The organism is Pseudomonas sp. Z4-7, from assembly GCF_051131965.1.
In the GTDB taxonomy this organism is placed as follows: Bacteria; Pseudomonadota; Gammaproteobacteria; order Pseudomonadales; family Pseudomonadaceae; genus Aquipseudomonas.
The window spans coordinates 705,763-731,623 of record NZ_CP071642.1; the positions used below are offsets into that span (position 1 = coordinate 705,763).

Below are 25,861 nucleotides of genomic sequence, written 5' to 3' on the forward strand. Positions count from 1 at the left end.
GTTATCGCCAGCGGTTTGGTCTGGGTGGGTCGAGTCAGAAAGCTGCCGTCAATCAATCGGCCCTGACGGCTTCATTCGGGTGAATGAAAGCTCAGGCTGTAGTTCACCGCTTTCGGCCCCGGATCGAGGATATCCAGGGCGATATGGATCGGCGTCTGCGGCGGCATTTCCCCCCGGCCTTCGAGATCGCCGCCCAGGTACTCGCCTGGCTTGAAGCGACGGCTGGCGATCAGGTGACCGTTGAGGTCGGCAAAACGCAACTCCAGCAGCGGGAACGGCTGGGAGAAGGGCGCGCGATTGTAGATGATCGCATCCACCACCAGGGCACCGCTGAATTCCGGATGGCTGCGCACCACCAGGTTGCTGCTCTTGATCTTGGCGATGTCGACCTTGGACGGGACATCGCAGCCGATGACCGGGCAGATTTGCAGGAACCACGGACGGTACTGGTCCTGGCGGGCCAGTTCTTCGAAATGGTAGGCGATGTACTGGCCGGCCAGCGCTGCCGCGCCGAGCAATATCAACAGGCTCCAGAGCAGGCGACGGCCCCAGGGCGAGCGGCGTTTGCGCCAGTCCAGTTGCAACGGATCATCGTCCAGGTCCTGCAGGGCTTCGGCGCGTATCCCCGGCTCATGGCGCTCGCGCTTCTTGCGCGGCGTTGCCGCAGGCTCCGGTTCGTCATCCAGGTCATCGGTAGCGGACAGGCGCTCAAGGTGTTCGTGCGGCTCGTCGTCCGGCGTGAGGCTGAGCGGGGCGACAGGTTCGTCGTCCGGCTCCAGGGGCTCAAGGGCTAGGGACAAGGAGGGTTCGGTCCGTGGCGGCCGGGCGGGCTCATGAGGCTCGAACGGCTCGACCGGCATTTGCAGAGCGCCTTCGGCGCGCTCGTCGGGGGCTTCGCTATAGAGGCTGTCGGACCAGGTTTCCTGTTCCTGCGGAAGCTGCTCGCGCTGGGCGCTCAGGTTGTCTTCGCGACGCCGGCCAAAGCTGTCCGGGGCGCGCTTTTCGAGGCGCTCCAGACGCGCCAGCTCCTTGTCCAGGTCATCGAGGTCGAGCTCGGCGGCACTCCATTGTTTCTGGCTGATGGCGCGGGGCGGCGGTGTATCGACGGCTGGCGCAGCGAGCGGCGCGAGTGGGGGCGCAACGGTCTTGGCCGTGCGCTGCTCGAGCAATTGTCGCGCGGCGTTGAACACCTGCAGGCACGAGCCGCAGCGAACCACCCCGCGTGCCACGCTCAATTGAGCATGGCTGACACGAAAACTGGTGTGGCAATGCGGGCACTGGGTGACGAAGCTGTCGGTCATGCGGCAATCCGGTCGATACAGGCGGCCATTCTAGCGCCGACGTCCAGTGATGCGCACCCAGCCATCGCGATTGGCAATCGGGTCCAGGTCGAAATTCCCGGCATAGGCGGCGGCGACTTCTTCGCCCTGTTCCGCCAGGATGCCCGACAGCGCCAGGCGTCCGCCCGGCTTGACCAGGCTGGACAGCTGCGGTGCCAGCGACACCAGCGGGCCGGCGAGGATGTTGGCCACCAGTACGTCGGCCTGTACTTGGGGCAGGTCTTGGGGCAGATACAGCGGGAAAAGTGCCTCGGCAATGTTGTTGCGTCCGGCGTTGTCGCGGGACGCTTCCAGGGCCTGGACATCGATGTCGGTGCCGACCGCTTCCTTGGCGCCCAGCAGCAGCGCGGCAATGGCCAGGATCCCCGAACCGCAGCCGAAGTCCAGTACGTGGCAGTTCTTCAGGTTCTGGCCGTCGAGCCACTCCAGGCACAGCGCGGTAGTCGGGTGGGTGCCGGTGCCGAACGCCAGGCCCGGGTCCAGCAGCAGGTTAACCGCGTCCGGCTCCGGTGCGGCATGCCAGCTCGGCACGATCCACAAGCGCTGGCCGAAGCGCATCGGCTGGAAGTTATCCATCCAGCTGCGTTCCCAATCCTGGTCCTCGATCACTTCGCTGTGGTGCTCGGGTAGCGGGCCGCCGGTCAGCAGCTCCAGGTGAGCAAGCACGCTGGTGGCTTCGGTGCCACCCTCGAACAGGGCCAGCAGATGGGTGTGAGACCACAGCGGGGTGGTGTTGAGTTCCGGCTCGAAGATCGGCTGGTCTTCGGCATCCATGAAGGTGACCGAAACGGCGCCAACTTCAAGAAAGGCGTCTTCATAGGTTTCGGCTTGTTCCGGGCTGATGGCCAGACGTACTTGCAGCCAAGGCATGGCGGGCACCTTTGGAAAATGATGATTGCAGCCTAGCGGCCAGCGAAGCGCGCAAGTTTACGCGAGCGCAAAGCTTTTGTGGGAGGGTTTGCGAAACCTGCAGAAACGACAAAGCCGCCCGAAGGCGGCTTTGTCTGGTGCGGGTTGAAGCTTAGTGCTTCTCGCCAGCCAGCTTGTGCTCGAGGTAGTGAATGTTCACGCCCCCTTTGCAGAAGCCTTCGTCGCGGGTGAGGTCGCGGTGCAGCGGGATGTTGGTCTTGATCCCGTCCACCACGATCTCGTCCAGCGCATTGCGCATGCGCGCCATGGCTTCGTCGCGGGTTGCCCCGTAAGTGATCAGCTTGCCGATCAATGAGTCGTAGTTCGGCGGAACGGCATAACCGCTGTACAGGTGCGAATCGACGCGAACGCCGTTGCCGCCCGGGGCATGGAAATGCTTGACCGTGCCAGGGCTTGGCATGAAGGTTTTCGGGTCTTCGGCGTTGATCCGGCATTCCAGCGCGTGACCGCGGATGACGACGTCATCCTGAGTGAACGACAGTTTGTTGCCAGCGGCGATGCTGAGCATCTCCTTGACGATGTCGATACCGGTGACCATTTCCGAAACCGGATGCTCCACCTGAACGCGGGTGTTCATTTCGATGAAGTAGAAACGACCGTTCTCATACAGGAACTCGAAAGTGCCCGCGCCGCGGTAACCGATATCGATGCAGGCCTTGACGCAGCGGGCCAGGACTTCCTGGCGAGCCTGCTCGTCGATGCCTGGTGCCGGCGCTTCTTCGAGGACCTTCTGATGACGACGCTGCAGCGAGCAATCGCGGTCGCCAAGATGAATCGCCTGGCCTTGGCCGTCGGACAGTACCTGGACCTCGACGTGACGTGGGTTGGTGAGGAATTTTTCCAGATAGACCATCGGGTTGCCGAACGCCGCGCCTGCTTCGGAGCGGGTCAGTTTTGCCGAGGAAATCAGGTCTTCTTCCTTGTGCACCACACGCATGCCGCGACCACCACCGCCGCCAGCGGCCTTGATGATCACCGGATAGCCGACTTCGCGACCGATGCGCAGAGCGGTTTCTTCGTCTTCAGGCAGCGGGCCGTCGGAGCCCGGAACGGTTGGCACGCCGGCAGCGATCATGGCGTGCTTGGCCGAAACCTTGTCGCCCATCAGGCGAATGGTTTCGGCTTTCGGGCCGATGAAGGCAAAACCGGAGTTTTCCACCTGTTCGGCGAAGTCGGCGTTTTCCGCGAGGAAACCGTAGCCAGGGTGAATGGCGGTAGCGCCGGTCACTTCGGCGGCGGCGATGATCGCCGGGATGTGCAGGTAGGAGTGCGCAGCCGACGCCGGACCGATGCAGACGGATTCATCCGCCAGGCCCAGGTGCATCAGTTCTTTGTCGGCCTTGGAGTAAACGGCGACGGTCTTGATGCCCATCTCTTTGCAGGCACGCAGAATCCGCAGGGCGATCTCACCGCGGTTAGCGATCAGAACTTTTTCCAACTTCGCAGTCATCAAAGGCTCTCCGCAGTTCAAACGATGGTGAACAGCGGTTGGTCGTACTCAACCGGCTGGCCGTCTTCGACGAGGATGGACTCGATCACACCGCTGGTTTCAGCTTCGATGTGGTTCATCATCTTCATGGCTTCGACGATGCACAGGGTGTCGCCTTTCTTCACGGTCTGGCCAACTTCAACGAAGGACGGCGAGCTCGGGGAAGACTTGCGATAGAAGGTGCCCACCATCGGCGAGCGAGCAACAGTGCCGTTCAGCGTCGGCGCGGCCGGTGCGGCAGGTGCAGCGGCGGCAACTGGCGCAGCTGCCGGAGCAGGTGCAGCGGCTGGCGCTTGCATCGGTGCCGGTGCATAGAACTGCTGGGCCGGGGTCTTGCTGTGGCGGCTGATGCGTACGGACTCTTCGCCTTCCTTGATCTCGAGCTCGTCGATGCCGGACTCTTCCAGCAATTCGATCAGTTTCTTAACTTTACGGATATCCATGAATCATCAACTCCCAAGGGTCGGTCAGGGGCGTTTAACGCTTGTTGTTCAAGCTGTTGCCTGTTTTTCAAGCTGCTCTAGAGCGGCCTCCAGGGCCAGTCGGTAACCGCTGGCGCCAAGGCCGCAGATCACGCCTACTGCTACATCGGAGAAGTAGGAGTGATGGCGGAAAGGTTCGCGTTTGTGCACGTTGGACAAATGCACTTCGATGAATGGGATGCTCACTGCCAGCAGCGCGTCACGTAATGCGACGCTTGTATGTGTAAAAGCCGCGGGATTGATCAGAATGAAGTCCACGCCTTCGCCGCGCGCGGCATGGATGCGGTCGATCAATTCATATTCGGCATTGCTTTGCAGGTAGAGCAAATGATGGCCGGCGCTACGGGCCCGTTGCTCCAGGTCCTGGTTGATCTGGGCCAGTGTCACGGCGCCATAGACGCCCGGTTCACGGGTGCCCAGCAGGTTCAGGTTGGGTCCGTGCAGGACCAGAAGGGTCGCCATCTGCTGTTCCTTGTTGTCTGTGAGCAGGTGTCAGAACCCGGAGACTATGCCGCAAAGTCTTTGTGACTGTCCAGTTCCCGGCAATAGCCGGCACGTTGACCGATGTTTGCGCGAAGTTTGTGACCATGTATCTGGATTCGGTCACTGACGATCGGAATACACTGCGCCACACCTGTGGGGGCGAGCTGGCTCGTGATGAGGTCGGCATATCCCACATTGATGGAAAGTGGCCCACCGCTATCGCGAGTCAGTTCGCTCCCTTACTCAGCTGGACCAGAATGCAAATAGATACTCACCGTCGTGTAGTCTTCGCCATCGGCGTTTCGGTAGAGGGTATTGCTGTGGTAGGCGTAGATCTCCTTGTCAACCAATACCGTAATCGTCTGTTCCTGGATGTCTATGGTTACCGAATCATCCCGGGTGACAAGAAATGGCGTCGCGGTTTTCAGTTCGGAAAGTATGTCACCGTCCGCTGCCAGGGTCCGATAGACGTAGTAGCGGTAACTGAAAGGAACCGTCGCTCCGCCACGCTCATCCTTTACGCCGTAGATAAATGCATCCTGGGACAAGGGCTTTCGTAATACGACCTCTGTCAACTCAGGCGTATTTTGACGGAAAAAGCACGTCCAACTGGTGTAAGCCAGCGCGAGGGCAAGCACTGTGCACAAGACAGCGAGAAGGGCAGGTTTTTTAGTAGTTTCTGAATTTGGCATATTTTACCCCTTCCTTGATCCATCGCTGATCTCCCGGATCATCGCCGAAAGGGGCTTGCCCCCACCATGTCCCGAATTCTGCCGTGGTCGTTCCTGCTCGACTTTGGGCCAGACCTGCTGCCCGTAAAAGAACGTCTTCGCTGAAGCCTGCTGCGGTTCCGGTGGCGCCGTAGTTGAAATTTCCAAAGGCTTCATATTCCGCGGATAGTTTCTTGTAGTCCCAAGGGCCACGATTTCTTACTTGGGTATAAAACCAAGAGTAGATAAAAGCCGATCCGGCTTTCAGAACATTTTTCTTATGGTGTGCCACGGCCATGTTTTCTTCGACAGAAACACCGGGTGGCGACGAAGGTACCCTCATTGCATGTTCCTTTTGCAATTTCTTGAAGGGCCGGGAGCCTAGCATGAGGGGGGCTGTTAAAAAATCCGTAACTATCAGGGCCCGCCCGGGGAGCCCTGTGACTTTCAACATGGCGCATCGAAGGAAACGCTGGCGGGTTCTACGGCAGATGCGCGACCCAGCGGGAGCAAGCTCCCTCGCCACAGGGTCAGTGGGCTTCTGAAATCACACCCGGAACGCCTGCACCGCCGTGTGCAACCGCCCGCCCAGGAGCAGCAGGTTGTCGCCCTGTTCCCGGCCCTGGCCGATGCGCTGCAGGTTATCCCCGCCCAGTTGGTGGATCCGCTCGCTGTGATCGCGGATTTCGCTGACGGCGCCGCTTTGCTGGGCGGTGACATCGGCGATGCGCACCGCCGTATCGGCGATGGTCTGGATCGCCTCGACGATTTTATCCAATGCACCATCGGCCGCCTGGGCCTGGCTGGCGGTGGCTTCGGCGTGTTCGACCTGGGCGCGCATGCCTTCCACGGACTGGCGTGCAGCCTGCTGCAAACGGGCAATCAGCGCCTGGATCTCGGCCGTGGCGCCTGCGGTGCGTTGGGCCAGGGAGCGGACCTCCTCGGCCACAACCGCAAAGCCGCGGCCCATTTCCCCGGCGCGGGCGGCTTCGATGGCGGCGTTGAGGGCCAACAGGTTGGTCTGGTCGGCAATCGAGCGGATGACGGTCAGCACGCCGCCGATGGTCGCCGACTCCTCAGCCAGTTGTTCGATCATTTGCGCATTGCCCTGCACTTCGCCGACGAGCGAGTGCAAGCCGGCGAGGCTCATGCCGATCACTTTCTGGCCTTGCTCCACGGCATGGCCCGCACTGCGACTGGCATCCGCGGCCTGGCTGGCATCGCCGGCCACTTGCTGGATGGTCGCTTCGAGCTCACTGAGGGAGTCGCGGATCAATGCCGTGTCACCGGCCTGGTCTTCGGCACCGCTATGCAATTCGCCACTGAGCTCGGCCAGGGTCCGGCTGCTGCGGGCCACCTGTTCGGCGTTCAGGCGGATGGTACCGACCAGATCCACCAGATAGGCGCGCAGGCGATTGAGCGAGGCTTCGATGTCCTGCAGTTCACGGTTGCTGGCGCCGACACGGATATCGCCACTGAAATCGCCTTCGGCCCAAGTGGAAAGGGCTGGCGCCAGACGGGTCAAGGTCCGGGCCAGGCGTCGCTGCAAGGTATCGATAAGAAGGGCGATCAGCAGAATCAGACCGATCATCACCCCTTGGATGACCCGTACTTCGCCCTGGATCTGACCATGTTGGGCACGGACCGCAGGCTCCATGGCGTCGATTGCCTGTTGCACATCGGTGGTTTTCAAGTGCGTGGCATCGGCCAGCTCGGTGCGTTTCTGGATCAGTTCGCGCGTGCGCGCCAGTTCCGCGGGATAACGCCCGAGCAGGCTGTTGAGTTCGCGCTTGAGGGCAATCCCGGCGTCTTCGGCGGCGGCCTTTTCCTCGGTTTCCAGACCCATCAACGCGGCGAAGTCATCGCTGCCCGATTCGTTGCTGGGGGTGACGCCGAGCAGCGGCAGACTGTCCAGTTGCTGGGCCTGGGTGCGGACGTTGGCCAGTTCCCGTTCGACATCGGCGGCCAGCTCACTGCGGCCGCTGCTGACCAGTTTGTCCCGGGCGAGGGACAACCGGCCCAAATGCTGTGAGGCAGCAAACAGCGGCGGCAGATAAGCCGGCGCGCCGTTGGCGTAATGGGCAAGTTGGTCCAGGCTGGCGCTCAGCTCACGTTCAGCCTGCAACAACAGGGCCTGTGGATCAGCCGCCAGTTTGCCGGCGGCCAGCAGGTCGGTCTTGCTGAAACCGTCAAGGTTCGACAGGCTCGGGCTTAGCGTCCTGGCCAAGTCGGACGGGAACTGGTCCAGATCTTTTTGCAGGGTTTCCAGGGCCTGGGTGGCTGCGCTGAGGCGCAAGGCGTCGCCGCTGGCCAGGTAATCTTCGATGTTGCGCGCCACTTCGCCCTGGAACTGCCGCGACAGGCCCAGGTAGCGTTCCATCAGCAGATAAGGACGCTCCAAGGCAATCTGCGACCACCACAGTGTGGCGCCGAGGCCAAGGCATACGGCAACTAAAAGAACAGTGTTGAGGTTGGTCAGCAGCTTCAGGCGCATCAAGGGTCTACCGGGGCAGAATCGTAAGTGCCTGAAGTTATTGCGTTTGCGTTACACGTTTATGACCGAATCAGTCGATTCCGATGAAAAAGTGGCACTTTGCTTTGATTGCCTGGCGCTCTGCACCCGATTGCGCCCGGCGTGCTTGGCACGGTACAGCGCCTCATCCGCCTGGCTGGCCATCATCAGGCTGTCGGACTCTTCGCTCATCTCCACCACCCCGGCGCTGAAGGTGCACCACAAGTCCTGGGGTTGGGCCGGGTAGTGAATCTCGGCAAAGCGCTGGCGGATTTCGTCCAGCACTGTACAGGCGGCATCAATGTCGGTGTCCGGCATGACGATGGCGAACTCTTCGCCGCCGTACCGGCCGATGAAATCGGTTTTGCGCAAGCGTTGCTTGAGAAACAGCGCCAGGCTCTTGATCACCCGGTCGCCCATGGGGTGGCCGTGGCTGTCGTTGACCCGTTTGAAATGGTCGATATCGAGCATGGCGAAGCTCAAGGGCTTGCCCTCACGGCGGGCGCGGAAGCTGCAATCTTCGAGCAATTGCAGGATATGAGTGTGGTTGTACAGGCCGGTGAGGCTGTCGCGCACCATCCGCGCCTTGAGATTGCGGGCCCGTGCTGCACGGTTGCGCACAGTGGTGATCAGGTGCCTGGGCTTGATCGGTTTGGTCAGGAAGTCATCACCGCCCTCGCTCATGGCGTCGAGCTGTTTGTCCAGGTCGTCTTCGGCGGACAGGTAAATGATCGGCACGCTGACGTAGCGGTCGTTGTGGCGGATCACCTTGGCCAGTTCCGTACCGGTGCAGGCGGGCATGTACATGTCGAGGATGATCAGGTCGGGCTGGAAGTCCGCCAGCTCGGCCATGGCCTGGATCGGCTCGATCAGCGTGCGCGTGACAATGCCGGCGCTGTTGAGCAGGCGTTCGGTGTGCAGGGCCTGGGCGCGGGAGTCATCGATGATCAACACTTTGTAGGGTTCGTACTGGGCGACGCAGGTCAGCACTTCGATTTTTTCCAGCAGGCTCGAGGCCTCCAGCGTGCCGGTGAGAAACTCCTGCCCGCCGGCGCGCACGGCGGCCAGCCGCGTTGGTGTATCGGTTTCCAGCAAACTGAAAAACAATAGCGGCAGTGGCTGATCCAGGCCTTCCTGGGCTTGGGCCGCCAGCTTCAGGCCCACGCCCGGGCCGCTGAAATCCACGTCCATGACAATGGCCGCAGGCAGACGCTCGACCATCGCGGCCCGGAATGCAGCGACGCTGTCCAGGGACAGGGCGCTGAGGCCGAAGAATTCCAGTTGCTTGGCCAGCCGTTCGGCACGGTCATGGTCTTGCAGCAATATGTAGATGGGCTTGCGCAGCGGCGGCAGGAAGGTTTGCTCGAGCTGGTCGCCATGGCGCAAGCCGGTGCGGGACAGGCGTTGCATCAAGCGATTGATTTCGGTGATCAGCTGGCTGCTCAAGCGCCCGCGATTGGCGTCTACCGCTTGCAACGACTGACCGATACCTTGGGCAAGCTGGCAATGCTCAGGTTGCTCGAAGCGCTCGGCAAAGCGCAGCAGGCGCAGATTGGCTTCACTGAGCTCCGACAGATCGGTACTCGACCATTCGCTGCGTTGCAGGCGCTGCCATATCTCCAGGATCTGGCGAGCCTGATGAATTACCCGCTGGGCAAAGTGGTGCTTGAGGCGCTCGCGGCTGGGGTCTTCTGGCTCGGTCATATCCTGACTACTAGTTAGGGGGCATGCTGAGATCGACTGGTGGCTCTATGCTAGCACCTCTTTTCCCTTACATGAGTGTTCTACATCAATAATCTGCCAGGAGGCGCCATTCAGTTTCTGACCTGTCGGTCTGGAATTGCCTTTGCGGACGTGGTGACGGCCCTATAAATAAAGGTCTTCAGGGATTTCCAATAGCCGATCCAAGCTATTTCGGTACGGCACAACGACGCGGCTTCGGGATGTTGCCTGCGCTTTTCTCCGACGTCGTTTCTTCGATTTTCCAGCGGATGAGGTTCAGGGATTCCCCTAGGCGGGTCTTTGTCTCGTGGCGGTAATTCTCGGATAAGCCCAACGACGGATGCCGGCCAAGGCACGTTGATGTAAGGTTGTGGTCGAACCGTGAACTCAAGTGATTGAAGGGACATCGCCATGCTGGACTGGAAGAACCGCGCGGGCAGCGCGCCTGAACGCGCCGCCGAACCGAAATCGGACACCCGCAGCTATCTGGGTGGGCTGTTTTTCAGTCGGGCGCTGGCCACGCTCATTGGCCTGTACCTGCTGGTGACTATTGCAGTCGGCTGGTATTGGAGCCAGGAGCCCGAGTTATTTCCGGTACAGCAGAACGCCCAGGCAGCGGCCGAGAAGGATGGCCGGCAGATGGTGGTCGGCTACACCACCGTGGAAACCCTCAAGACCGTCGCCGGAACCTTGCTGACCAAGCAGGGTGGCTACATTTCCAACGACCGCTTCCCGCCAGGCCTGTGGATGGACAACATGCCCAGTTGGGAATACGGCGTGCTGGTGCAGGTCCGCGACCTGAGCCGTGCCCTGCGCAAGGACTTCGCCCGTTCCCAGTCGCAGTCCGCCGAAGACGCCGACCTGGCCAAGGCCGAGCCGCGCTTCAACTTCGACAACCGCAGTTGGGTGCTGCCGTCCAGCGAATCGGAATACCAGGAAGGCATCAATTCCTTGAGCCGTTATCAGGCGCGCCTGTCCGATCCAAGTCAGAAAAGTGCGTTGTTCTACGCCCGCGCCGACAACCTGAACAACTGGCTGGGGGATGTCGGTACGCGCCTGGGGTCGCTGTCCCAGCGCCTGTCCGCCAGCGTCGGCCGGGTCAAGCTCAATACCTCGCTGAAGACCGAGGTCCCGGCGCCAGGCCAGGTGCCGCAGGTTGACGAAGAGGTGGTGGAGACACCTTGGCTGCAAATCGACAACGTGTTCTACGAGGCTCGTGGCCAAGCCTGGGCGCTGTCTCACTTGTTGCGCGCCATCGAGGTGGATTTCGCAGACGTGCTGGCGAAGAAGAACGCGACGGTCAGCGTGCGGCAGATCATTCGCGAACTGGAGGCTTCACAGGAGCCGATCTGGAGCCCGATGATTCTCAACGGCAGCGGCTTCGGGGTGTTGGCGAACCACTCGCTGGTCATGGCCAACTATATTTCTCGCGCCAATGCGGCGGTGATTGACCTGCGGCAATTGCTCAACCAGGGCTGAAGGATGGACGAAAGCACCCGGGAAGACGCTCACCGAGTGGCCTCGGATGCCGAGCTGATCGCTTGGGTCGACGAAGACGACAATCTGCTCGGCAGCCTGGTGCGCTCGGATCTGCGCGAGCGAGGCCTGATCGGACGCGGCACCTACATCATGCTGTTCAATTCGGCGGGCGAGCTGTGCGTTCATCGAAGGACTTTGAGCAAGGCTATCTACCCCGGCTATTGGGATGTCGCGGCAGGGGGAATGGTTCAGGCCCACGAGACGTACGCCGAGTCGGCGGCGCGCGAGCTGGCCGAAGAACTGGGCGTGAGCGGCGTCGAATTGGTCGCCCACGATCATTTCTATTTCGAGGACGCTGGCAGTCGCCTGTGGTGCGCGGCGTTTTCTGCCGTGTGGGACGGGCCGCTGGTCCTGCAACCGGAAGAAGTCCTGGAAGCGCGCTTTTTGCCCGTCGAGCAGGTGCTCGATGAAATCCGCCACAAACCGTATTGCCCGGACTCCCTGGCGGCGCTTGGGCGCTATTTGCGCGCCCGTGAGCGCGGTGTCGCAAAGAAGCTGTAAATTGGCGCTGATTGGCCCTTAGCAAGTGGGCTTTTTGTCGTTACACTGCGCGACTTTTCAAGCTTGGCCGACTTCGTTCGGTCCAGCTGCGCTGCCCCTGCCTGAGTGGGGCTTCGCGGTCGAGGACTTTCGCCCCTCGACCAGTCTTTGTCCTCCGAAGAGGATTGCCGGTGGCCAAAAAAGCCGCATCCTTCGCCGCCCTGGGCGGCCTGGTATTTTCTACCGACGCCGGTCGTCATTGCCCTGATTGCCGCCAGCCGGTGGATGCCTGCATCTGCAAACAGACCGCCATACCCGCCGGGGACGGCATTGCTCGCGTACGCCGCGAAAGCAAAGGTCGAGGTGGCAAGACGGTGACCACAATCACCGGCGTGCCGCTGGCCGAGGACGCGCTCAAAGATCTCGCAACGACGCTGAAAAAGCGCTGTGGTACCGGCGGCGCGTTGAAGGACGGCGTCATCGAGATCCAGGGCGATCACGTCGAGCTCTTGCTGGCGGAACTCACCCGACACGGTTTCAAGGCAAAGAAGTCCGGCGGCTAGCAGCTTCTGTGAAACCCACCCTGGCTTGATCCGAACCCCGGTTCGCGATCGCCCACATGGTTTTCACAGAGCCTGTTCTGAACGGGGTTCTAAACTCAGCGCTGCGGGCAGGGTCTACCTGCTTACAGGCAAATCGTCATTTCCATTCTCTAGACTGCGCCAGCCTCCGACCGGATGGTGCATTTTGACTTCTTTATAGGGGACTTCGATGTCCGTACGACGCACACGCAAAGACGATGGCAGCCAATGGACAGTTGCGGACAGCCGCAGCGTTTACGGGATCCGCCATTGGGGGGCCGGGTATTTCGCGATCAATGAAGCCGGTCGCGTCGAAGTCCGTCCGAACGGCCCCGACAGTTCGCCGATCGATTTGTACGAGCAAGTCGACCAGTTGCGCCAGAGTGGCCTTTCGTTGCCGCTGTTGGTGCGCTTCCCCGATATCCTGCAAGATCGAGTGCGTCAGCTCACCGGCGCGTTCGACAGCAACATTGCACGCCTGGAATACCAGAGCCAGTACACCGCGCTTTACCCGATCAAGGTAAACCAGCAGGAGGCGGTGATCGAAAACATCATCGCCACCCGGAATGTCTCCATCGGCCTGGAAGCCGGTTCCAAGCCCGAGTTGCTGGCGGTGCTGGCCCTGGCGCCAAAGGGCGGGACTATCGTCTGCAATGGCTACAAGGACCGCGAGTTCATCCGCCTGGCGCTGATGGGCCAGAAGCTGGGTCACAACGTCTTCATCGTGATCGAGAAAGAGTCCGAAGTCGGCCTGGTGATCGAAGAGGCTGCGTCGCTCAAGGTCAAGCCGCAGGTCGGTCTGCGGGTGCGCCTGTCGTCCCTGGCATCGAGCAAATGGGCCGATACCGGTGGCGAAAAATCCAAGTTCGGCTTGTCCGCAGCGCAGCTGTTGTCGGTGGTCGAGCGCTTCCGCGGCGCCGGCCTCGACCAGGGCATCCGCCTGCTGCACTTCCACATGGGCTCGCAGATCGCCAACCTGGCGGACTACCAGCATGGTTTCAAGGAAGCGATCCGTTACTACGGTGAGCTGCGCAACCTCGGCCTGCCGGTGGATCACATCGATGTCGGCGGCGGTCTGGGCGTGGACTACGACGGTACGCATTCGCGCAACGCCAGCTCGATCAACTACGACATGGACGATTACGCCGGGGTCGTGGTGGGGATGCTCAAGGAGTTCTGCGATGCGCAGAGCCTGCCGCACCCGCACATCTTTTCCGAGAGCGGCCGCTCGTTGACCGCCCACCACGCGATGCTGGTGGTCCAGGTCACCGACGTCGAGAAGCACCATGACGATGTGCCGGTGATCGAAAACAAGGAAAGCCTGCCGGAAACCGTGCAATGGCTGGTGGACCTGCTGGGCCCGACCGATATCGAGATGGTCACCGAGACCTACTGGCGTGCCACCCACTACATGAGCGACGTGGCTGCGCAGTACGCCGATGGCAAGCTGACCCTGGCGGAAAAAGCCCTGGCCGAGCAGTGCTACTTCGCCGTGTGCCGTCGTCTGCACAACTCGCTGAAGGCCCGTCAGCGCTCGCACCGTCAAGTGCTCGATGAGCTCAACGACAAGCTGGCCGACAAGTACATCTGCAACTTCTCGGTGTTCCAGAGCTTGCCGGACACCTGGGCGATCGGCCAGGTGTTGCCGATCCTGCCGTTGCATCGTCTCGATGAAGAGCCACTGCGCCGCGCCGTGCTGCAAGACCTGACCTGCGATTCCGACGGCAAGATCAAGCAATACGTCGATGAGCAGAGCATCGAGACCAGCCTGCCGGTCCATTCGCTCAATCCGGGCGAAGACTATCTGCTGGGCATTTTCCTGGTGGGTGCCTACCAGGAAATCCTCGGTGACATGCACAACCTGTTTGGTGACACCGATTCGGTGAACATCTACCAGAACGCCGACGGCAGCGTGTACCACGCCGGTATCGAAACCCACGACACCATCGAGGACATGTTGCGCTACGTGCACCTGTCGCCGGAGGAACTGATGACTCACTACCGTGACAAGTGCGCCAGCGCCCGGATCACGGCGGCCGAACGCACCCAGTTCCTGGATGCCCTGCGTCTCGGGTTGACTCGGTCCTCCTACCTGTCTTCCTGACAGGGCAATAGCGCCAAGCGCAACGCCCTCCGGGGCTGTCAGAAAATACGCCGCATGCCGCGGGTATTTTCGGACAGTTCCGGAGGGCGTTTTGATTTGCGCTGTGGAAATTTCCTCACACGGGGGCAGCTAATCGGAAAGGTCCTTATTTCGTGTAGTCCCGTTCCTTACTTGTACTTGGCCCCTCTACTCGACCCGGGCTCTCGGCCAGAATGCCCGGTCGCCCCCTCCTGTAGAGAAACGCCGATGTCCTGTCCAGCCCGCGAGTCATCATTTCGTCTGGAGATAGCCGGTCTGCCCGAGTCCTTTGTTGTCGTGGCCTTCACCGGCAAGGAAAGCATCAGCGAACCCTTCCTGTTCGAGGTGGAACTGGTGACCAGTGACACGCCGCTGGACCTGGCGGGCCTGCTGTACCGTAGCGTCTGGTTGAGTTTCGGGAGCTGCGGCCGGGGCATTCACGGACAGCTCCACGAAGTTGTGCAGCACCGTCATGGAGGTAATTGCCATGTGCGCATCGAGCCGAAGCTTGCATACCTGGCGCAGCGCTTCAGCCAGCGGGTGTTCAGTGGCCGCTCGGTACCGCAGATCATTCGCCAGGTCTTGAGCGGGCACGGCATCGGCGGGCGCGGGCTGTGCCTGGACTTGAGCGGTGATTTTCCGACGCGGGATGTCTGTAGCCAATACCGGGAGTCCGACCTGCAATTTTTGCAGAGAATATGCGCCCAGGCTGGTATCCGGTTCCATTTCGAGCATGCCCGGGATGGGCACTGCCTGGTTTTCTCCGATGCGCCGGGCAGTGTCTTTTCCGCTGACGAGGTTATCTACGGCGGTGACGGCCAGGCTGACGCCGTGCACGCCTTCAGCGCTCAGGTTGGCTTCGAGGGTATCGGCATACAGGCCGCCGAGGGCCAGAGCGATCTGATGCACTTGCACAGCGGGCAGACCCTGACCCTGACCGCTCACCCTTTCAAGGACTGGAACCGGCGCTGGTTATTGACCAGGGTCGAACATCGTGGCCAGTCAGGTCGATATGCCAACCGGTTCCGGGCCATTCCCTTCGCGCTGTCGTTTGTGGCAGACAAGGTGCCTGCGAAGCCGGTCATGGTGAGCCGGCAACGCGGATGGGTGGTAAACGTGGATGAGCCTGCGGACCAGGTGCCTGGGCGAGTGGCGGTGCAGTTCGACTGGGTCTATCAAGGCGAAGGGGCCAGCGCCAGCCATTGCTGGCTGCCGTTGGCGCCTGAGCTGGCGGCCTGCGCAGGCGATCGGATTCGTGAGGGCACCGAGGTCCTGGTGAGCTTTATCGAGGGTGACCCGGATCGCCCGCTTATCTGTGCCTTTCTCGGCCCACCGCCCCTCATTGGCACACAGCCAGCGCCAGCCAGTGCGAGTTTGTCGGAAACACCCGGGACGCCTGGAATCGATGACCACCTGTTGTCTGCAGTGCGCGGTGGCGAGCCGCTGTTCCTGCTGTGCCTGTTGCCCGGCGGAGGGGCGTTCAACCCCTGCGCCCGTGCGGTGTGCATCTGCCGCCTGGTGACGCAACGTGGTGCGGGCGCAGCGCCATGAACGCTGCCGCCATGCCTGGCGCCACGCCGCAATGGCTGCTGCTCGACGTGCCGAACGTTCCCGCAGCCGCGCAGCGCCTGCAAGAGCAATTTGTCGAGGCTCGACGCTTTTTTCTGTTCGAAGACACCGATCTTCACGAACTGAGGGACGATGGCCCGCTATTGGTTGATCTGCAGCGATCGCCAGCGCTGGCCAGTCTGTGCCATCTCGATAGCCGGTCCTGGCCGGGGTTGTTGATAGTGAGCGCTGCGCCTGTCGAAGTATTGCTGACGCATTTGCGGCGCATGCTGACGGTCACGCTGGGCCTGCACCACAAGGCTTTGTTGAGCTATTACAACCCGCACACCGCGAGTTACTTTTTTGATGGTTGCGACCCTCGGGAACTCAGTTGCTGGCTGGGGCCGATCAGCCTTCTGCGCTGGTTCGGAGGCACCTGGGCTGATCGGGCCATGGGCTCGGAGGGCTGGCAACAGCTCGCCAATCCTGGCTTGTCGGTGCCGGCGCTGGAGAACGAGCCGGGCCTCAGTGACAGGCAGCAACGCCAGTTGCAGGCGTGTGTATTGGAGCGCCATGTCTGGCGTTGGTCCTGCTCCATTGGGCGTGACTACTGGTCGCTCTGGGAATATTTGCAGCAAGGGTTGGCGCTGGGGTTCAGCGAACAGAGCGCCCTCGACGGCTGGTTGTGGCTACGCTTGCAATACCCTGATGCTCAGCCAGCGCCGGAGCTGGCTGGCGGCTCGCAACACGAACGTCTGGAGCAGTTGCGGCGGCTATGGCAAGGCAACCAGGATTGAAGGCCTCACCGGGCATTGCCACCGAGCCAGCTGTCGTGTCGTTGCAAACGCCAGGCGAAGATGCCGAGCGTCAGGCTGCGCAAGGCCATGAACAGCAGGAAAGTGATCCATAGGCCGTGATTGCCCAATCCTTGCAGGACCCAGGCGAACGGCAACGTCAGTAGCAGGGTCAGGAGCATGCCGTTGCGCATTTCCCGGGCGCGGGTGGCGCCGATGAACAGGCCATCGAGCAGATAGCTCGATACCGCAATCAACGGTAACGCCGCCAGATAAGGCAAGTAGTGGTAAGCGGTGTTCCGCACTTCGGTGATGTCGGTCTGCATGTCGATGAACAAATGCCCAGCAAGCAGGAACAGCAGGGCAAACCCCAGGCTGGCAATCAGCGACCAACCGCTGGCAACGACCAGCGCACGGCGCAGGGCCAGGCGGTCGCGAGCCCCAATAGCGTGGCCGCACAGTGCTTCCACGGCGTGGGCCAGGCCGTCCAGGGCGTGGGCGGTCAGCAGCAGGCCGTTGAGCAGCAGGGCATTGGCGGCCACGGTCGCATCGCCCAGGCGCGCGCCTTGCACCGTGATCAGGAAAAACACCGATTGCAGCACCAGGCTGCGGATGAAAATGTCCCGGTTCACCGCCAGCAACGGTCGCCAGCTCTGCCACAAGCCCAGCGCGGCCCAGGCTATCTGCCCAGGCCAGTTGCGCAGGGTGTTGCGCGCCAGGGCCAGGCCTATCAGCGCACCCGTCCATTCGGCGATGACCGACGCCCGGGCCGAACCGGTCACGCCCCAATCCAGGCCGATCACGAACCAGAGGTTCAAGGCGATGTTCACCAGGTTCGTCACCAGCAGGATCGCCAGCGGCGCGCGGGCGTTCTGGGCGCCGAGGAACCAGCCGACCAGCGCATAGCTGGCCAGCGCCGCCGGCAAGCCGAAAAGGCGAGTGTGGAAGAAATCGCGGGTCAACTGGTTGAGTTCGGCGGACGGTTGCATGAAGTGCAGCGCCACGTCGCTCAAGGGAATGCCGACGGCACCGAGCAGCACCGCCAGCCCCATCGCCAGCAGCAGGCCCTGCAACAACACCTGGCGCAACGCCGCGCCGTCGGCACGCCCGGCCGCCTGGGCGGCGAACCCGGTAGTGCCCATGCGCAGGAAACCCATGGCCCATGCCAGCACCGTATACAGACTCGCTCCGACCGCCACTGCGCCTAACTGATGGGCATGGGGCAAGTGGCCGATGACGGTGCTGTCCACCAGCGCCACCAGCGGCACGGAAATGTTCGAGAGAATCATCGGCGCAGCCAGCGCCCAGACCCGGCGATGAGTAAGGCGGTCGCGCCAGTCGGTAATCAGCTTGGGCATGCGGGCTCCTTGAAGGAGCGCGATTGTAGCGGGTTATTGCAGCGTTTCATTCATCTGTGCGGCAGGCTTTTGTGGCGAGGGAGCTTGCTCCCGCTCGGCGGCGAAGCCGTCGCAAGACTGGGGGCGCGGTGTTTCTGGAGAACCGCGTCAGCCCGGTTTGGGACTGCTGCGCAGTCCAGCGGGAGCAAGCTCCCTCGCCACAGGGTGTCCAAGTTGGGGTCTCAGTGAATAATCCAGCTCAACAGCCACAACCCCAGCACCAGCCAGATGATGCCCATGACGATCGACGCCCGCATGAAGGCGCGGATCGCCGAATACAACAGCATCAGCCCGAGGATCAGCGCAATGATGCTGATGATTGAAGTATCCATTCCCAGCGTCCGGGACAGGCCTTCGACAAAATTGCCGCCGGCATTGGCCAGGGTGTTGAACAGGCCACTGAGCAGATCGACGATAAAACGGATCACCGAACCGAGCGCCTGACCGAGCCATTCGAAAAAGCTTTCTACCTGCATGTGTGCGTCCTGATGAGAGGGAATCCACGTTGAGCCTTTTGGCCCTGAATGTAGGAGCGGTCCGGGCCGGGATCGTTCGATTATGGGGCAAACCGGCGCTTTGTATCGAGACTCTTGCCTTACCTCGTCATCCCCTCGAAGCTATGCGCATCCAGGAGAGCCCGATGAACCTTGTTGAACTGACCGAACGCCTGCATGCCATCCGTGATCGTAACGATTGGCGGCAATTTCACAGCCCGAAAAACCTGACCATGGCCGCCAGCGTCGAAATGGCTGAATTGGTGGAAATCTTCCAGTGGTTGACCGAGGACCAGTCGCGCCAGTTGCCCGCGGAAAAACTTGCCCACGCCGGGCAGGAAATCGGTGACATCGTCTTGTACCTGTTGCTGCTGTGCAGCGAGCTGGGCCTGGACATGGACGCCGTGGTGCGCAGCAAGTTGGCCGACAGCGAACGGCGGTTCGGCCAATGAGCGATCGCCATTTCGATCAACTCGCCACGCGTTTTGCCGAAAAAATCTACGGAGGAGCCAAGGGGGCTATTCGGCTGGCCGTGCTTCAGGCCGATCTCCTTGAAGCGTTGCCGGATCGCCCCTTGCGAGTGCTGGATATTGGCGCGGGGCTGGGCCACATGTCGCTGTGGCTGGCCGAGCGCGGGCATCAAGTCACCCTGGCCGAACCGGCCGAGCCGATGCTCGAAGGCGCTCGCCAACGCTTTGCCGAGGCGGGCCAGGCCGCAACGTTCATCCAGGCGCCGTGGCAGGATCTGCTCGGCCAGCTCACCGAACCTTACGATCTGGTGCTGTGCCACGCGGTGCTCGAATGGCTGGCCGAGCCCCATGCGATCCTGCCGGTGCTGCATCAGTTGACGGTGCCTGGCGGCTGGTTGTCCCTGGCGTTCTACAACCGCGATGCGCTGGTCTATCGCAACCTGCTCAAGGGGCACTTTCGTAAACTGCGTAAAAACGACATGGCCGGCGAGAAACAGAGCCTGACCCCTCAGCAACCGCTTGATCCACGAGAATTGGCGGCGCAACTTGAAGGCCTGTGGCAGGTCGAAACCCAGAGTGGGGTGCGGGTTTTTCACGACTACATGCCGGTGGAGTTCCAGGGCCGTGCAGAGCTTGCGCAACTGCTGGAGATGGAACTGGCCCACCGTCGCCATCCGGCCTTTGCCGGCTTGGGACGTTATCTGCACTGGGTTTGCCGTCCCCTCTGATCCGCGAAGCAATCGGAGAGCGAAATGAAAGGTCGTTCAGGGTTAATGGTGTTGTGCCTGGGGCTGGCGGCCTGTCAGGGCAGCAACCCTTATGTCGCGACATCCAGGCCGCTGCCGCCAGCACCACCCGAGGCCGCCACGGTATTCGATCGCAGCGCCTATCCCGCACCGCCCCGGGATTACGGGCGCTATCGCAGCTGGGCCTGGCTCAACGGCCGACTGCCACCGGGCACGGCCTGGGCGGACTCGGCGCAGGTGGCCGAAGCGGTGAGCAATGCCCTGGACCAGCGCGGCCTGCGCCCGCTGCATGACAATCGGCCGGCGGACCTCTTCGTCAGTGCCGACCTGCGCCTGGAGACCCGCGTACGCCAGGTTCGCGACGATTATGATTCAGGCTACTACGGCGGTTACAACCGATACGGGCCGGGTTATGGCATGTACAACAGCGTCCCCGTGGTACGCACTTACCGGGAGCAGGTCGTGGTGGTTCGGGTTGATCTGTTCGATGCCCGCAACAACCAACCGGTTTGGAGTGCCAGCGCCGAGACCAGCCAGCGAGGCAGTCAGAGCGAACGTAGCGATGCCATTCGTGAGGCGGTGGAGAAGGCTCTTTCGGCTTATCCTCCCAGTTAATTACGCAACGGAGAAAAACCATGTTTCGCCGTATCGCCCCATTTGCCCTGGCCTTGTTGCTGGGCGCCTGTACGTCCAATCAGGTCAATCATGACTTCGACACTACTCGTGATTTCGCGGCCTACCGCAGCTGGAGTTGGAAAGAGCCCGCGTTGCAGTATCGGCCGGATGACCCGCGCATCAGGAGCGACCTGATCGAACAGCGGATCCGCCAGGCCATTGCCGATCAGCTTGATCAGCGCGGCTTGCGCCCGGCTCCGTCCGGTATCCGCAGCGATGTGCAGGTCCAGGCCTACCTGATTGTCGAGGACCGTCAGCAACAGGTGACGACAAACTACGGCGGCGGCTGGGGCGGCCCCTGGAATGGCTATTGGGGCGGGCCGATGTACAACGAAACCCGCAACGTCAGCTACAAGGTCGCCACGGTGCAGATCGACCTGCTCGACGGCAAGGACGGCAAGCTGGTGTGGCGCGGTAGCGATGAGCAACTGCTCAGCGAGTCGCCCAACCCTACGGAGCGCAGCACGAAGGTGCGCGAGACGGTGGGACGGATCCTGTCGAATTATCCACCGCGTTGATTGAGCATTTCCTGTGGGAGCGAGCTTGCTCGCGATGGCGGTGGGTCAGTTTGCATACTCGTTGAGTATGCAATTGCTATCGCGAGCAAGCTCGCTCCCACAGGATTGATAGGGACACTTTCAGGAAACCGGCTGCCAACTGCCGAGCATGTGCTCCAGTTCTCCAGCCCCCACCAGCCGCAGCTTTCCACTGGACCCCGCGGCGCTCGCCAGCAGCGTCACCTCGCTGGGCAGGCGCACCGGTTTCCTGAAGTTCACTTCGATCTCGATGTTGGCCTCGGGCAAATGGTCGTCCAGCGCCGCTAACGTCCGGGCCTTGTTCCACAGGCCGTGGGCGATGGCGGTGGGGAAGCCGAACAGCCGAGCGCTGGCGGCGCTCAGGTGGATCGGATTGTAGTCGCCGGACACCTTGGCGTATTGCCGGCCAATGTCCGCAGGTGCTGTCCAGTGTCCCACTTCCGTCAACTCAAGGGCGGCAATCGCCGGTTCCTCCACCAGCGCCCCATCAAGCTGGACGCCTTTGCACAGCATCTGGCTTTCGGCCTGCCACAGCGGTCCCAACTGATCTTCAATGCGGGTCACGAGATCGAACACCGCGCCCTTGGCGTGCGGCTGGAGATTCTCGACATTGACGCTGGCGCGCACCTGGCTGACCCCGCCCATGGGGCGCAGTATGCGGATGCGGTTGCTGAGGTGGATCAACCCCAGCAGCGGGAACGGAAAATTCCGATCCGTCAGTAGCTGCATTTGCAGGGCGAACGCCAGCACATGGGGATAGGTCGGTGGCAGCAGACCGTTTTCGGTAAAGCCGCAGACCTTGCGATAGGCCGCCAGGCGCTGCTGATCAACCTGGATCACTTGGCGCAGCCCAACGTCCGGCAGGGTAGTGCCGGTGATCTTGCGGCGTGTCGCGGCCTTGGCGTACAGCCCGGACATCGACGGCGCGGCGTGTATCTCATGCCATTGGATCGTCATGATCAGGCCCCCAGCAGGCTCTGCCCACACACGCGCAGCGCCTGTCCGGTCACGGCACCGGTGCCCGGTTGCGCGAGCCAGGCCACGGCTTCGGCGACATCCTGGGGCAGGCCGCCCTGGCCCAGCGAGCTCATGCGTCGCCCGGCTTCGCGCAGGGCGAAAGGAATATCTGCGGTCATGCGGGTTTCGATGAAGCCTGGCGCCACGGCGTTGATGCTGATGCCTCGGGCCTGCAGGGTTGGCGCCCAGGCTTGAGCCAGGCCGATCAGCCCGGCCTTGCTCGCGGCGTAGTTGGTCTGGCCGCGATTGCCGGCGATGCCACTGATGGATGCCAGCAGGATGACCCGGCCGTTATCGCGCAGGGTGCCGCTGTCGAGCAGGGCCTTGGTCAGCACTTGCGGCGCATTGAGGTTGACTGCCAGCACCGCGTCCCAGAATTCCGGGGTCATGTTGGCGAGGGTCTTGTCCCGGGTGATGCCAGCGTTATGTACAACGATGTCGACGCCGTCGGGCAGGTGTTCAATCAACTGCGTGGCTGCGTCTTCTGCGCAGATGTCCAGCGTCAGGCTGCGCCCGCTCAGGCGAGCGGCCAAGGCATCGAGGTCGGCCTTGGCTGGCGGTACGTCCAGCAGGATCACATCGGCGCCATCGCGGGCCAGTGTTTCGGCAATGGAAGCGCCGATGCCACGGGCAGCGCCGGTCACCAGGGCCTTGAGCCCCGTCAACGGACGGGTCCAGTCCTGGACCTGGGTTGCACAGGCCTTGAGACGAATCACTTGCCCGGAAAGGTAGGCACTCTTGGGCGACAGGAAAAACCGCAGCGCACCCTCCAGCTGGGTTTCGGCGCCTTCGCCGACGTACAGCAACTGCAGCGTCCCGCCATGGCGCAGCTCCTTGGCCAGGGACCGGCTGAAACCCTCCAAGGCCCGCTGGGCGCTGGCGGCGAACGGGTCGTCGAGGTTTTCCGGAGCGCGGCCGAGGATGACGACATGAGCGCTGTGGTCGAGATTTTTCATCAGCGGCTGGAAAAACTCGCGCAACTGCTTGAGCTGGTCGACCTGCGCCAGGTGGCTGGCGTCGTACACCACAGCCTTGATTTTCGGGCCGTGCCCGGGGATCCATTCGGTGGCGAGCGTCGGTTCGCCAGCGTAGATGAAAATGGCGTCGGTCAGGCGCTTGGCGAATGTGCCGACCTGTTCGGTCAGCGGCCCGCCGCCCAACAGCAAGGCACCCTCGATTGGCCGCAGGCGCCCGGCTTGCCAACGCTCCAGGCGTACCGGCGATGGCAAGCCGAGAGCGCCAACCAGACGCAGGCCAATGGGCGAATTGGCAAAGTCTATGTAACGGTCTGACATGGAACACACTCCGGCTGATGAGGTTCCAAGTGTGGACCATGTTTGGCAATCAGTCGTTCGATCGGCGGGATAAAGCCTAAGCTGTGTTCCAGGGCACCGCCTTCACATGGAAACAGGCCTGCTCCCATGGGTGATAGGTCAACGCTGACGGCACATTTGGACATACAACGGGGAGTTCTACATGGCACAGCTACGCCGCGTCGCGATCATCGGCGGTAACCGCATTCCTTTCGCCCGCTCCAACGGGCCCTATGCCACCGCCAGCAACCAGGCGATGCTGACCGCTGCGCTTGAGGGCTTGATCGAGCGCTACAACCTGCACGGCGTGCATATCGGGGAGATGGCCGCGGGGGCGGTGCTGAAGTTTTCCCGGGACATGAACCTGACCCGCGAGTGCGTGCTCGGCTCGCGGCTGTCGCCCAGCACACCCGCCTATGATGTGCAGCAGGCCTGCGGCACGGGGCTTGAGACGGTGCTGCTGGTGGCCAACAAAATCGCCCTCGGGCAGATCGACAGCGCAATTGCCGGCGGCGTGGACACCACCTCCGACGCACCGATCGGCGTCAATGAAGGGCTGCGCAGGATCCTCCTGCAAGCCAATCGCGCGAAAACCACCGCCGACAAAATCAAGACGTTCCTGCAATTGCGCCCCCAACACCTTGTACCTGACCTGCCGCGCATCAACGAGCCGCGCACTGGCCTGAGCATGGGCGAGCACTGCGAATTGATGGCCCAAACCTGGCAGATCCCCCGACAAGAGCAGGATCAGTTGGCCTTGGAGAGTCATCAAAAAATGGCCGCCGCTTACGCCGAAGGCTGGCACAACGACCTGATGACGCCGTTTCTCGGCCTGACCCGCGACAACAACCTGCGCCCGGACCTGACCCTGGAGAAACTCGCTTCCCTCAAGCCCGCCTTCGAAAAAACCGCCAAGGGCACGCTGACGGCGGGCAATTCCACGCCACTGACCGATGGCGCCTCGCTGGTGTTGTTGGCGAGCGAGGAATGGGCCAAGGCCCGTGGGCTGCCGATCCTGGCCTACCTGCGCGATGGCGAGACGGCGGCGGTGGATTTCGTCAACGGCGCCGAAGGTCTGCTGATGGCGCCGGTCTATGCCGTGCCGCGGCTGTTGGCGCGCAACGGCCTGACCTTGCAGGACTTCGACTATTACGAGATTCACGAGGCGTTCGCCGCCCAGGTGCTGTGCACCTTGAAAGCCTGGGAAGACGCGGATTACTGCAAGGCCCGCCTGGGCCTTGATGCGCCGCTGGGTACTCTCGACCGCAGCCGGCTGAACGTGAAGGGCAGCTCGCTGGCCGCCGGACATCCATTTGCTGCAACTGGCGGGCGCATTGTCGCCAACCTGGCCAAGCTGCTGGACGCGGCAGGGAAGGGCCGGGGGCTGATCTCCATCTGCGCAGCCGCCGGCCAAGGGGTGACGGCCATTATCGAGCGCTGACGATGGCCTCGCTCTTTTGCGGTGCCTGCGCCCGTTGCCGGCTTGCATAGCGTTCGGCGAGGACCGAGCAGACGATCAGTTGCAGCGGGTGATAGATCATGATCGGCAGCAGGATCAGCCCGAGGCCGGGGTTGTTGCCGAAAATCAGCGCCGCCATCGGCACTCCGGCGGCGAGGGATTTCTTGCTCGCGCAAAATACCGCGGCGACTTCATCGGCGTTGTTGAAACGCAGGGCGCGAGCGGTGCGGGTAGTCATCCACAGAATGACAGCCAGCAACACCGCACTGCCCAGCACGGCGCTGAGCAGTACGCCATGACCTTGTTGTTGCCAGATCCCGGAAATCATCGAATTGCAGAATGCGGCGTAAACCAGCAGCAGAATGACCAGTTTGTCGATGATGCTGGTATAGCGCTTGTAGCGCGCGAAAAAACTGGCCAGCCAGCGCCGCAAAAACTGCCCGAGCACCAGCGGCAACAGCAACATCATGCACAGGTCGAGCAGCGTCGAGCCCAGGTCGATGCCACCGGCGCCGTTGCCGACCACCAGACTGACCAGCAGCGGCGTCAGGAGAACCCCCAGCACGCTGGACAAGCTGGCGTTGAGAATCGCCGCGGGTACGTTGCCGCCGGCGCTGCCGGTCAGGGCCACCGAGGACGAAATGGTCGAAGGCAACGCGCACAGGTAAAAGAACCCCAGCATCAACAAGGACGGCACATGGCTGCCCAGTGTCCAGTTGCCGAGCAGCCAGATCAACGGAAATACCCCAAAGGTGAAGCCTTGCACCATCAGGTGCAGTCGGATGTTTTTCAGGCCATGGCGGATCTGCTCGCCGGACAGATTGACGCCGTGGAGGAAAAACACCACGAAGATGCCAATGTTGACCACCCATTCGGCATGCATGGCGCCGCCGGTAGCGCCGAAGCGCGGGAAGAAATACGCCAGCAGCGTGGCGAGCAACATGCCGCACAGGAACCAGTCGGTCGCCATGCGCTTGAGGTGTCTGAGGATGTGCATAGGGCACCGTGGATTGTAAGAAGAG

At 62.0% G+C, this 25,861-nt stretch carries 25 protein-coding genes; 11 read left to right on the top strand and 14 right to left on the bottom strand.

Annotation, left to right across the window (positions count from 1 at the left end; translation table 11 throughout):
- Positions 1 to 71: 71 nt before the first annotated feature.
- The 9 genes from J3P91_RS03045 to J3P91_RS03085 form a co-directional block, all read right to left on the bottom strand.
- Positions 72 to 1,301, bottom strand: coding sequence for a DUF3426 domain-containing protein (locus tag J3P91_RS03045; RefSeq protein WP_434602704.1), 1,230 nt, complete (start codon positions 1,299 to 1,301; stop codon positions 72 to 74).
- Positions 1,302 to 1,331: 30 nt separating this feature from the next.
- Positions 1,332 to 2,210 carry a 50S ribosomal protein L11 methyltransferase gene (gene prmA, locus J3P91_RS03050; RefSeq protein WP_434602705.1) on the bottom strand — a complete coding sequence of 293 codons (879 nt, stop codon included), beginning with the start codon at positions 2,208 to 2,210 and terminating at the stop codon, positions 1,332 to 1,334.
- 151 nt (positions 2,211 to 2,361) lie between these two features.
- Entirely contained in the window at positions 2,362 to 3,720 is a 1,359-nt protein-coding gene (accC, locus tag J3P91_RS03055; protein ID WP_007971365.1) for an acetyl-CoA carboxylase biotin carboxylase subunit, read from the bottom strand.
- Between the two features lie 17 nt (positions 3,721 to 3,737).
- Positions 3,738 to 4,202, bottom strand: a complete 465-nt coding sequence (gene accB, locus J3P91_RS03060) for an acetyl-CoA carboxylase biotin carboxyl carrier protein (protein WP_053118072.1) — start codon at positions 4,200 to 4,202, stop codon at positions 3,738 to 3,740.
- Positions 4,203 to 4,250: 48 nt separating this feature from the next.
- On the bottom strand, positions 4,251 to 4,703 hold the full coding sequence (gene aroQ, locus J3P91_RS03065) for a type II 3-dehydroquinate dehydratase (protein ID WP_305497076.1): 453 nt from the start codon (positions 4,701 to 4,703) through the stop codon (positions 4,251 to 4,253).
- Between the two features lie 260 nt (positions 4,704 to 4,963).
- Positions 4,964 to 5,416 (bottom strand): hypothetical protein, encoded by a 453-nt coding sequence (locus J3P91_RS03070; protein ID WP_434602706.1) that lies wholly within the window; start codon positions 5,414 to 5,416, stop codon positions 4,964 to 4,966.
- Complete coding sequence (locus tag J3P91_RS03075) at positions 5,394 to 5,777, bottom strand: polymorphic toxin type 44 domain-containing protein (protein ID WP_370871019.1); 384 nt, start codon at positions 5,775 to 5,777, stop codon at positions 5,394 to 5,396. Before J3P91_RS03075 ends, J3P91_RS03070 begins: the two co-directional genes overlap by 23 nt.
- 204 nt (positions 5,778 to 5,981) lie before the next feature.
- Positions 5,982 to 7,928, bottom strand: a complete 1,947-nt coding sequence (locus J3P91_RS03080) for a methyl-accepting chemotaxis protein (RefSeq protein WP_434602707.1) — start codon at positions 7,926 to 7,928, stop codon at positions 5,982 to 5,984.
- Positions 7,929 to 7,979: 51 nt separating this feature from the next.
- The gene (locus J3P91_RS03085) at positions 7,980 to 9,650 is read right to left on the bottom strand and encodes a PleD family two-component system response regulator (protein WP_305497073.1); all 1,671 of its coding nucleotides are present in this window, start codon (positions 9,648 to 9,650) and stop codon (positions 7,980 to 7,982) included.
- 429 nt (positions 9,651 to 10,079) lie between these two features.
- Between J3P91_RS03085 and J3P91_RS03090 the strand changes: the two genes are divergently transcribed.
- The 6 genes from J3P91_RS03090 to J3P91_RS03115 all read left to right on the top strand — a co-directional run bounded on the left by J3P91_RS03090 (position 10,080) and on the right by J3P91_RS03115 (position 16,735).
- Positions 10,080 to 11,147, top strand: coding sequence for a DUF2333 family protein (locus J3P91_RS03090; protein WP_434569934.1), 1,068 nt, complete (start codon positions 10,080 to 10,082; stop codon positions 11,145 to 11,147).
- A 3-nt stretch (positions 11,148 to 11,150) separates the two neighbouring features.
- Positions 11,151 to 11,708, top strand: coding sequence for an NUDIX hydrolase (locus J3P91_RS03095; protein WP_434602708.1), 558 nt, complete (start codon positions 11,151 to 11,153; stop codon positions 11,706 to 11,708).
- 170 nt (positions 11,709 to 11,878) lie between these two features.
- Positions 11,879 to 12,250: a translation initiation factor Sui1 gene (locus J3P91_RS03100; protein WP_434569932.1), complete on the top strand. Its 372-nt coding sequence runs from the start codon at positions 11,879 to 11,881 to the stop codon at positions 12,248 to 12,250.
- A 208-nt stretch (positions 12,251 to 12,458) separates the two neighbouring features.
- Positions 12,459 to 14,372 (top strand): arginine decarboxylase, encoded by a 1,914-nt coding sequence (speA, locus tag J3P91_RS03105; protein WP_434602709.1) that lies wholly within the window; start codon positions 12,459 to 12,461, stop codon positions 14,370 to 14,372.
- 246 nt (positions 14,373 to 14,618) lie between these two features.
- Entirely contained in the window at positions 14,619 to 15,941 is a 1,323-nt protein-coding gene (locus tag J3P91_RS03110; protein ID WP_434602710.1) for a type VI secretion system Vgr family protein, read from the top strand.
- On the top strand, positions 15,938 to 16,735 hold the full coding sequence (locus J3P91_RS03115) for a DUF4123 domain-containing protein (RefSeq protein ID WP_434602711.1): 798 nt from the start codon (positions 15,938 to 15,940) through the stop codon (positions 16,733 to 16,735). The genes J3P91_RS03110 and J3P91_RS03115 overlap by 4 nt, the downstream gene beginning before the upstream one ends.
- 5 nt (positions 16,736 to 16,740) lie before the next feature.
- Here J3P91_RS03115 and J3P91_RS03120 read toward each other — a convergent pair whose 3' ends face one another.
- Both J3P91_RS03120 and J3P91_RS03125 read right to left on the bottom strand, forming a co-directional pair.
- Positions 16,741 to 18,090 (bottom strand): MATE family efflux transporter, encoded by a 1,350-nt coding sequence (locus J3P91_RS03120; RefSeq protein ID WP_434602712.1) that lies wholly within the window; start codon positions 18,088 to 18,090, stop codon positions 16,741 to 16,743.
- A gap of 221 nt (positions 18,091 to 18,311) precedes the next feature.
- Entirely contained in the window at positions 18,312 to 18,605 is a 294-nt protein-coding gene (locus tag J3P91_RS03125; RefSeq protein WP_305497064.1) for a hypothetical protein, read from the bottom strand.
- Positions 18,606 to 18,769: 164 nt separating this feature from the next.
- Between J3P91_RS03125 and J3P91_RS03130 the strand changes: the two genes are divergently transcribed.
- The 4 genes from J3P91_RS03130 to J3P91_RS03145 are packed head-to-tail and all read left to right on the top strand — an operon-like array spanning position 18,770 to position 21,032.
- Positions 18,770 to 19,075, top strand: coding sequence for a MazG-like family protein (locus J3P91_RS03130; RefSeq protein WP_434602713.1), 306 nt, complete (start codon positions 18,770 to 18,772; stop codon positions 19,073 to 19,075).
- Positions 19,072 to 19,821: a methyltransferase gene (locus J3P91_RS03135; protein ID WP_434569927.1), complete on the top strand. Its 750-nt coding sequence runs from the start codon at positions 19,072 to 19,074 to the stop codon at positions 19,819 to 19,821. Before J3P91_RS03130 ends, J3P91_RS03135 begins: the two co-directional genes overlap by 4 nt.
- A 24-nt stretch (positions 19,822 to 19,845) precedes the next feature.
- Positions 19,846 to 20,454, top strand: coding sequence for a DUF4136 domain-containing protein (locus J3P91_RS03140; protein WP_305497058.1), 609 nt, complete (start codon positions 19,846 to 19,848; stop codon positions 20,452 to 20,454).
- Between the two features lie 20 nt (positions 20,455 to 20,474).
- Complete coding sequence (locus J3P91_RS03145; RefSeq protein WP_434602714.1) at positions 20,475 to 21,032, top strand: DUF4136 domain-containing protein; 558 nt, start codon at positions 20,475 to 20,477, stop codon at positions 21,030 to 21,032.
- 120 nt (positions 21,033 to 21,152) lie between these two features.
- Here J3P91_RS03145 and J3P91_RS03150 read toward each other — a convergent pair whose 3' ends face one another.
- Positions 21,153 to 22,007, bottom strand: a complete 855-nt coding sequence (locus J3P91_RS03150) for a MaoC family dehydratase (protein ID WP_434602715.1) — start codon at positions 22,005 to 22,007, stop codon at positions 21,153 to 21,155.
- Between the two features lie 2 nt (positions 22,008 to 22,009).
- Complete coding sequence (locus J3P91_RS03155) at positions 22,010 to 23,362, bottom strand: 3-oxoacyl-ACP reductase (protein WP_434602716.1); 1,353 nt, start codon at positions 23,360 to 23,362, stop codon at positions 22,010 to 22,012.
- Between the two features lie 181 nt (positions 23,363 to 23,543).
- On the opposite strand from J3P91_RS03155, the gene J3P91_RS03160 reads away from it, so the two are divergent.
- A complete protein-coding gene (locus J3P91_RS03160; RefSeq protein ID WP_434569923.1) occupies positions 23,544 to 24,821 on the top strand; it encodes an acetyl-CoA C-acetyltransferase in 1,278 nt (425 codons plus the stop codon).
- Here J3P91_RS03160 and J3P91_RS03165 read toward each other — a convergent pair.
- Positions 24,808 to 25,836, bottom strand: coding sequence for a bile acid:sodium symporter family protein (locus J3P91_RS03165; protein ID WP_434602717.1), 1,029 nt, complete (start codon positions 25,834 to 25,836; stop codon positions 24,808 to 24,810). The genes J3P91_RS03160 and J3P91_RS03165 overlap by 14 nt on opposite strands.
- Positions 25,837 to 25,861 lie beyond the last annotated feature (25 nt).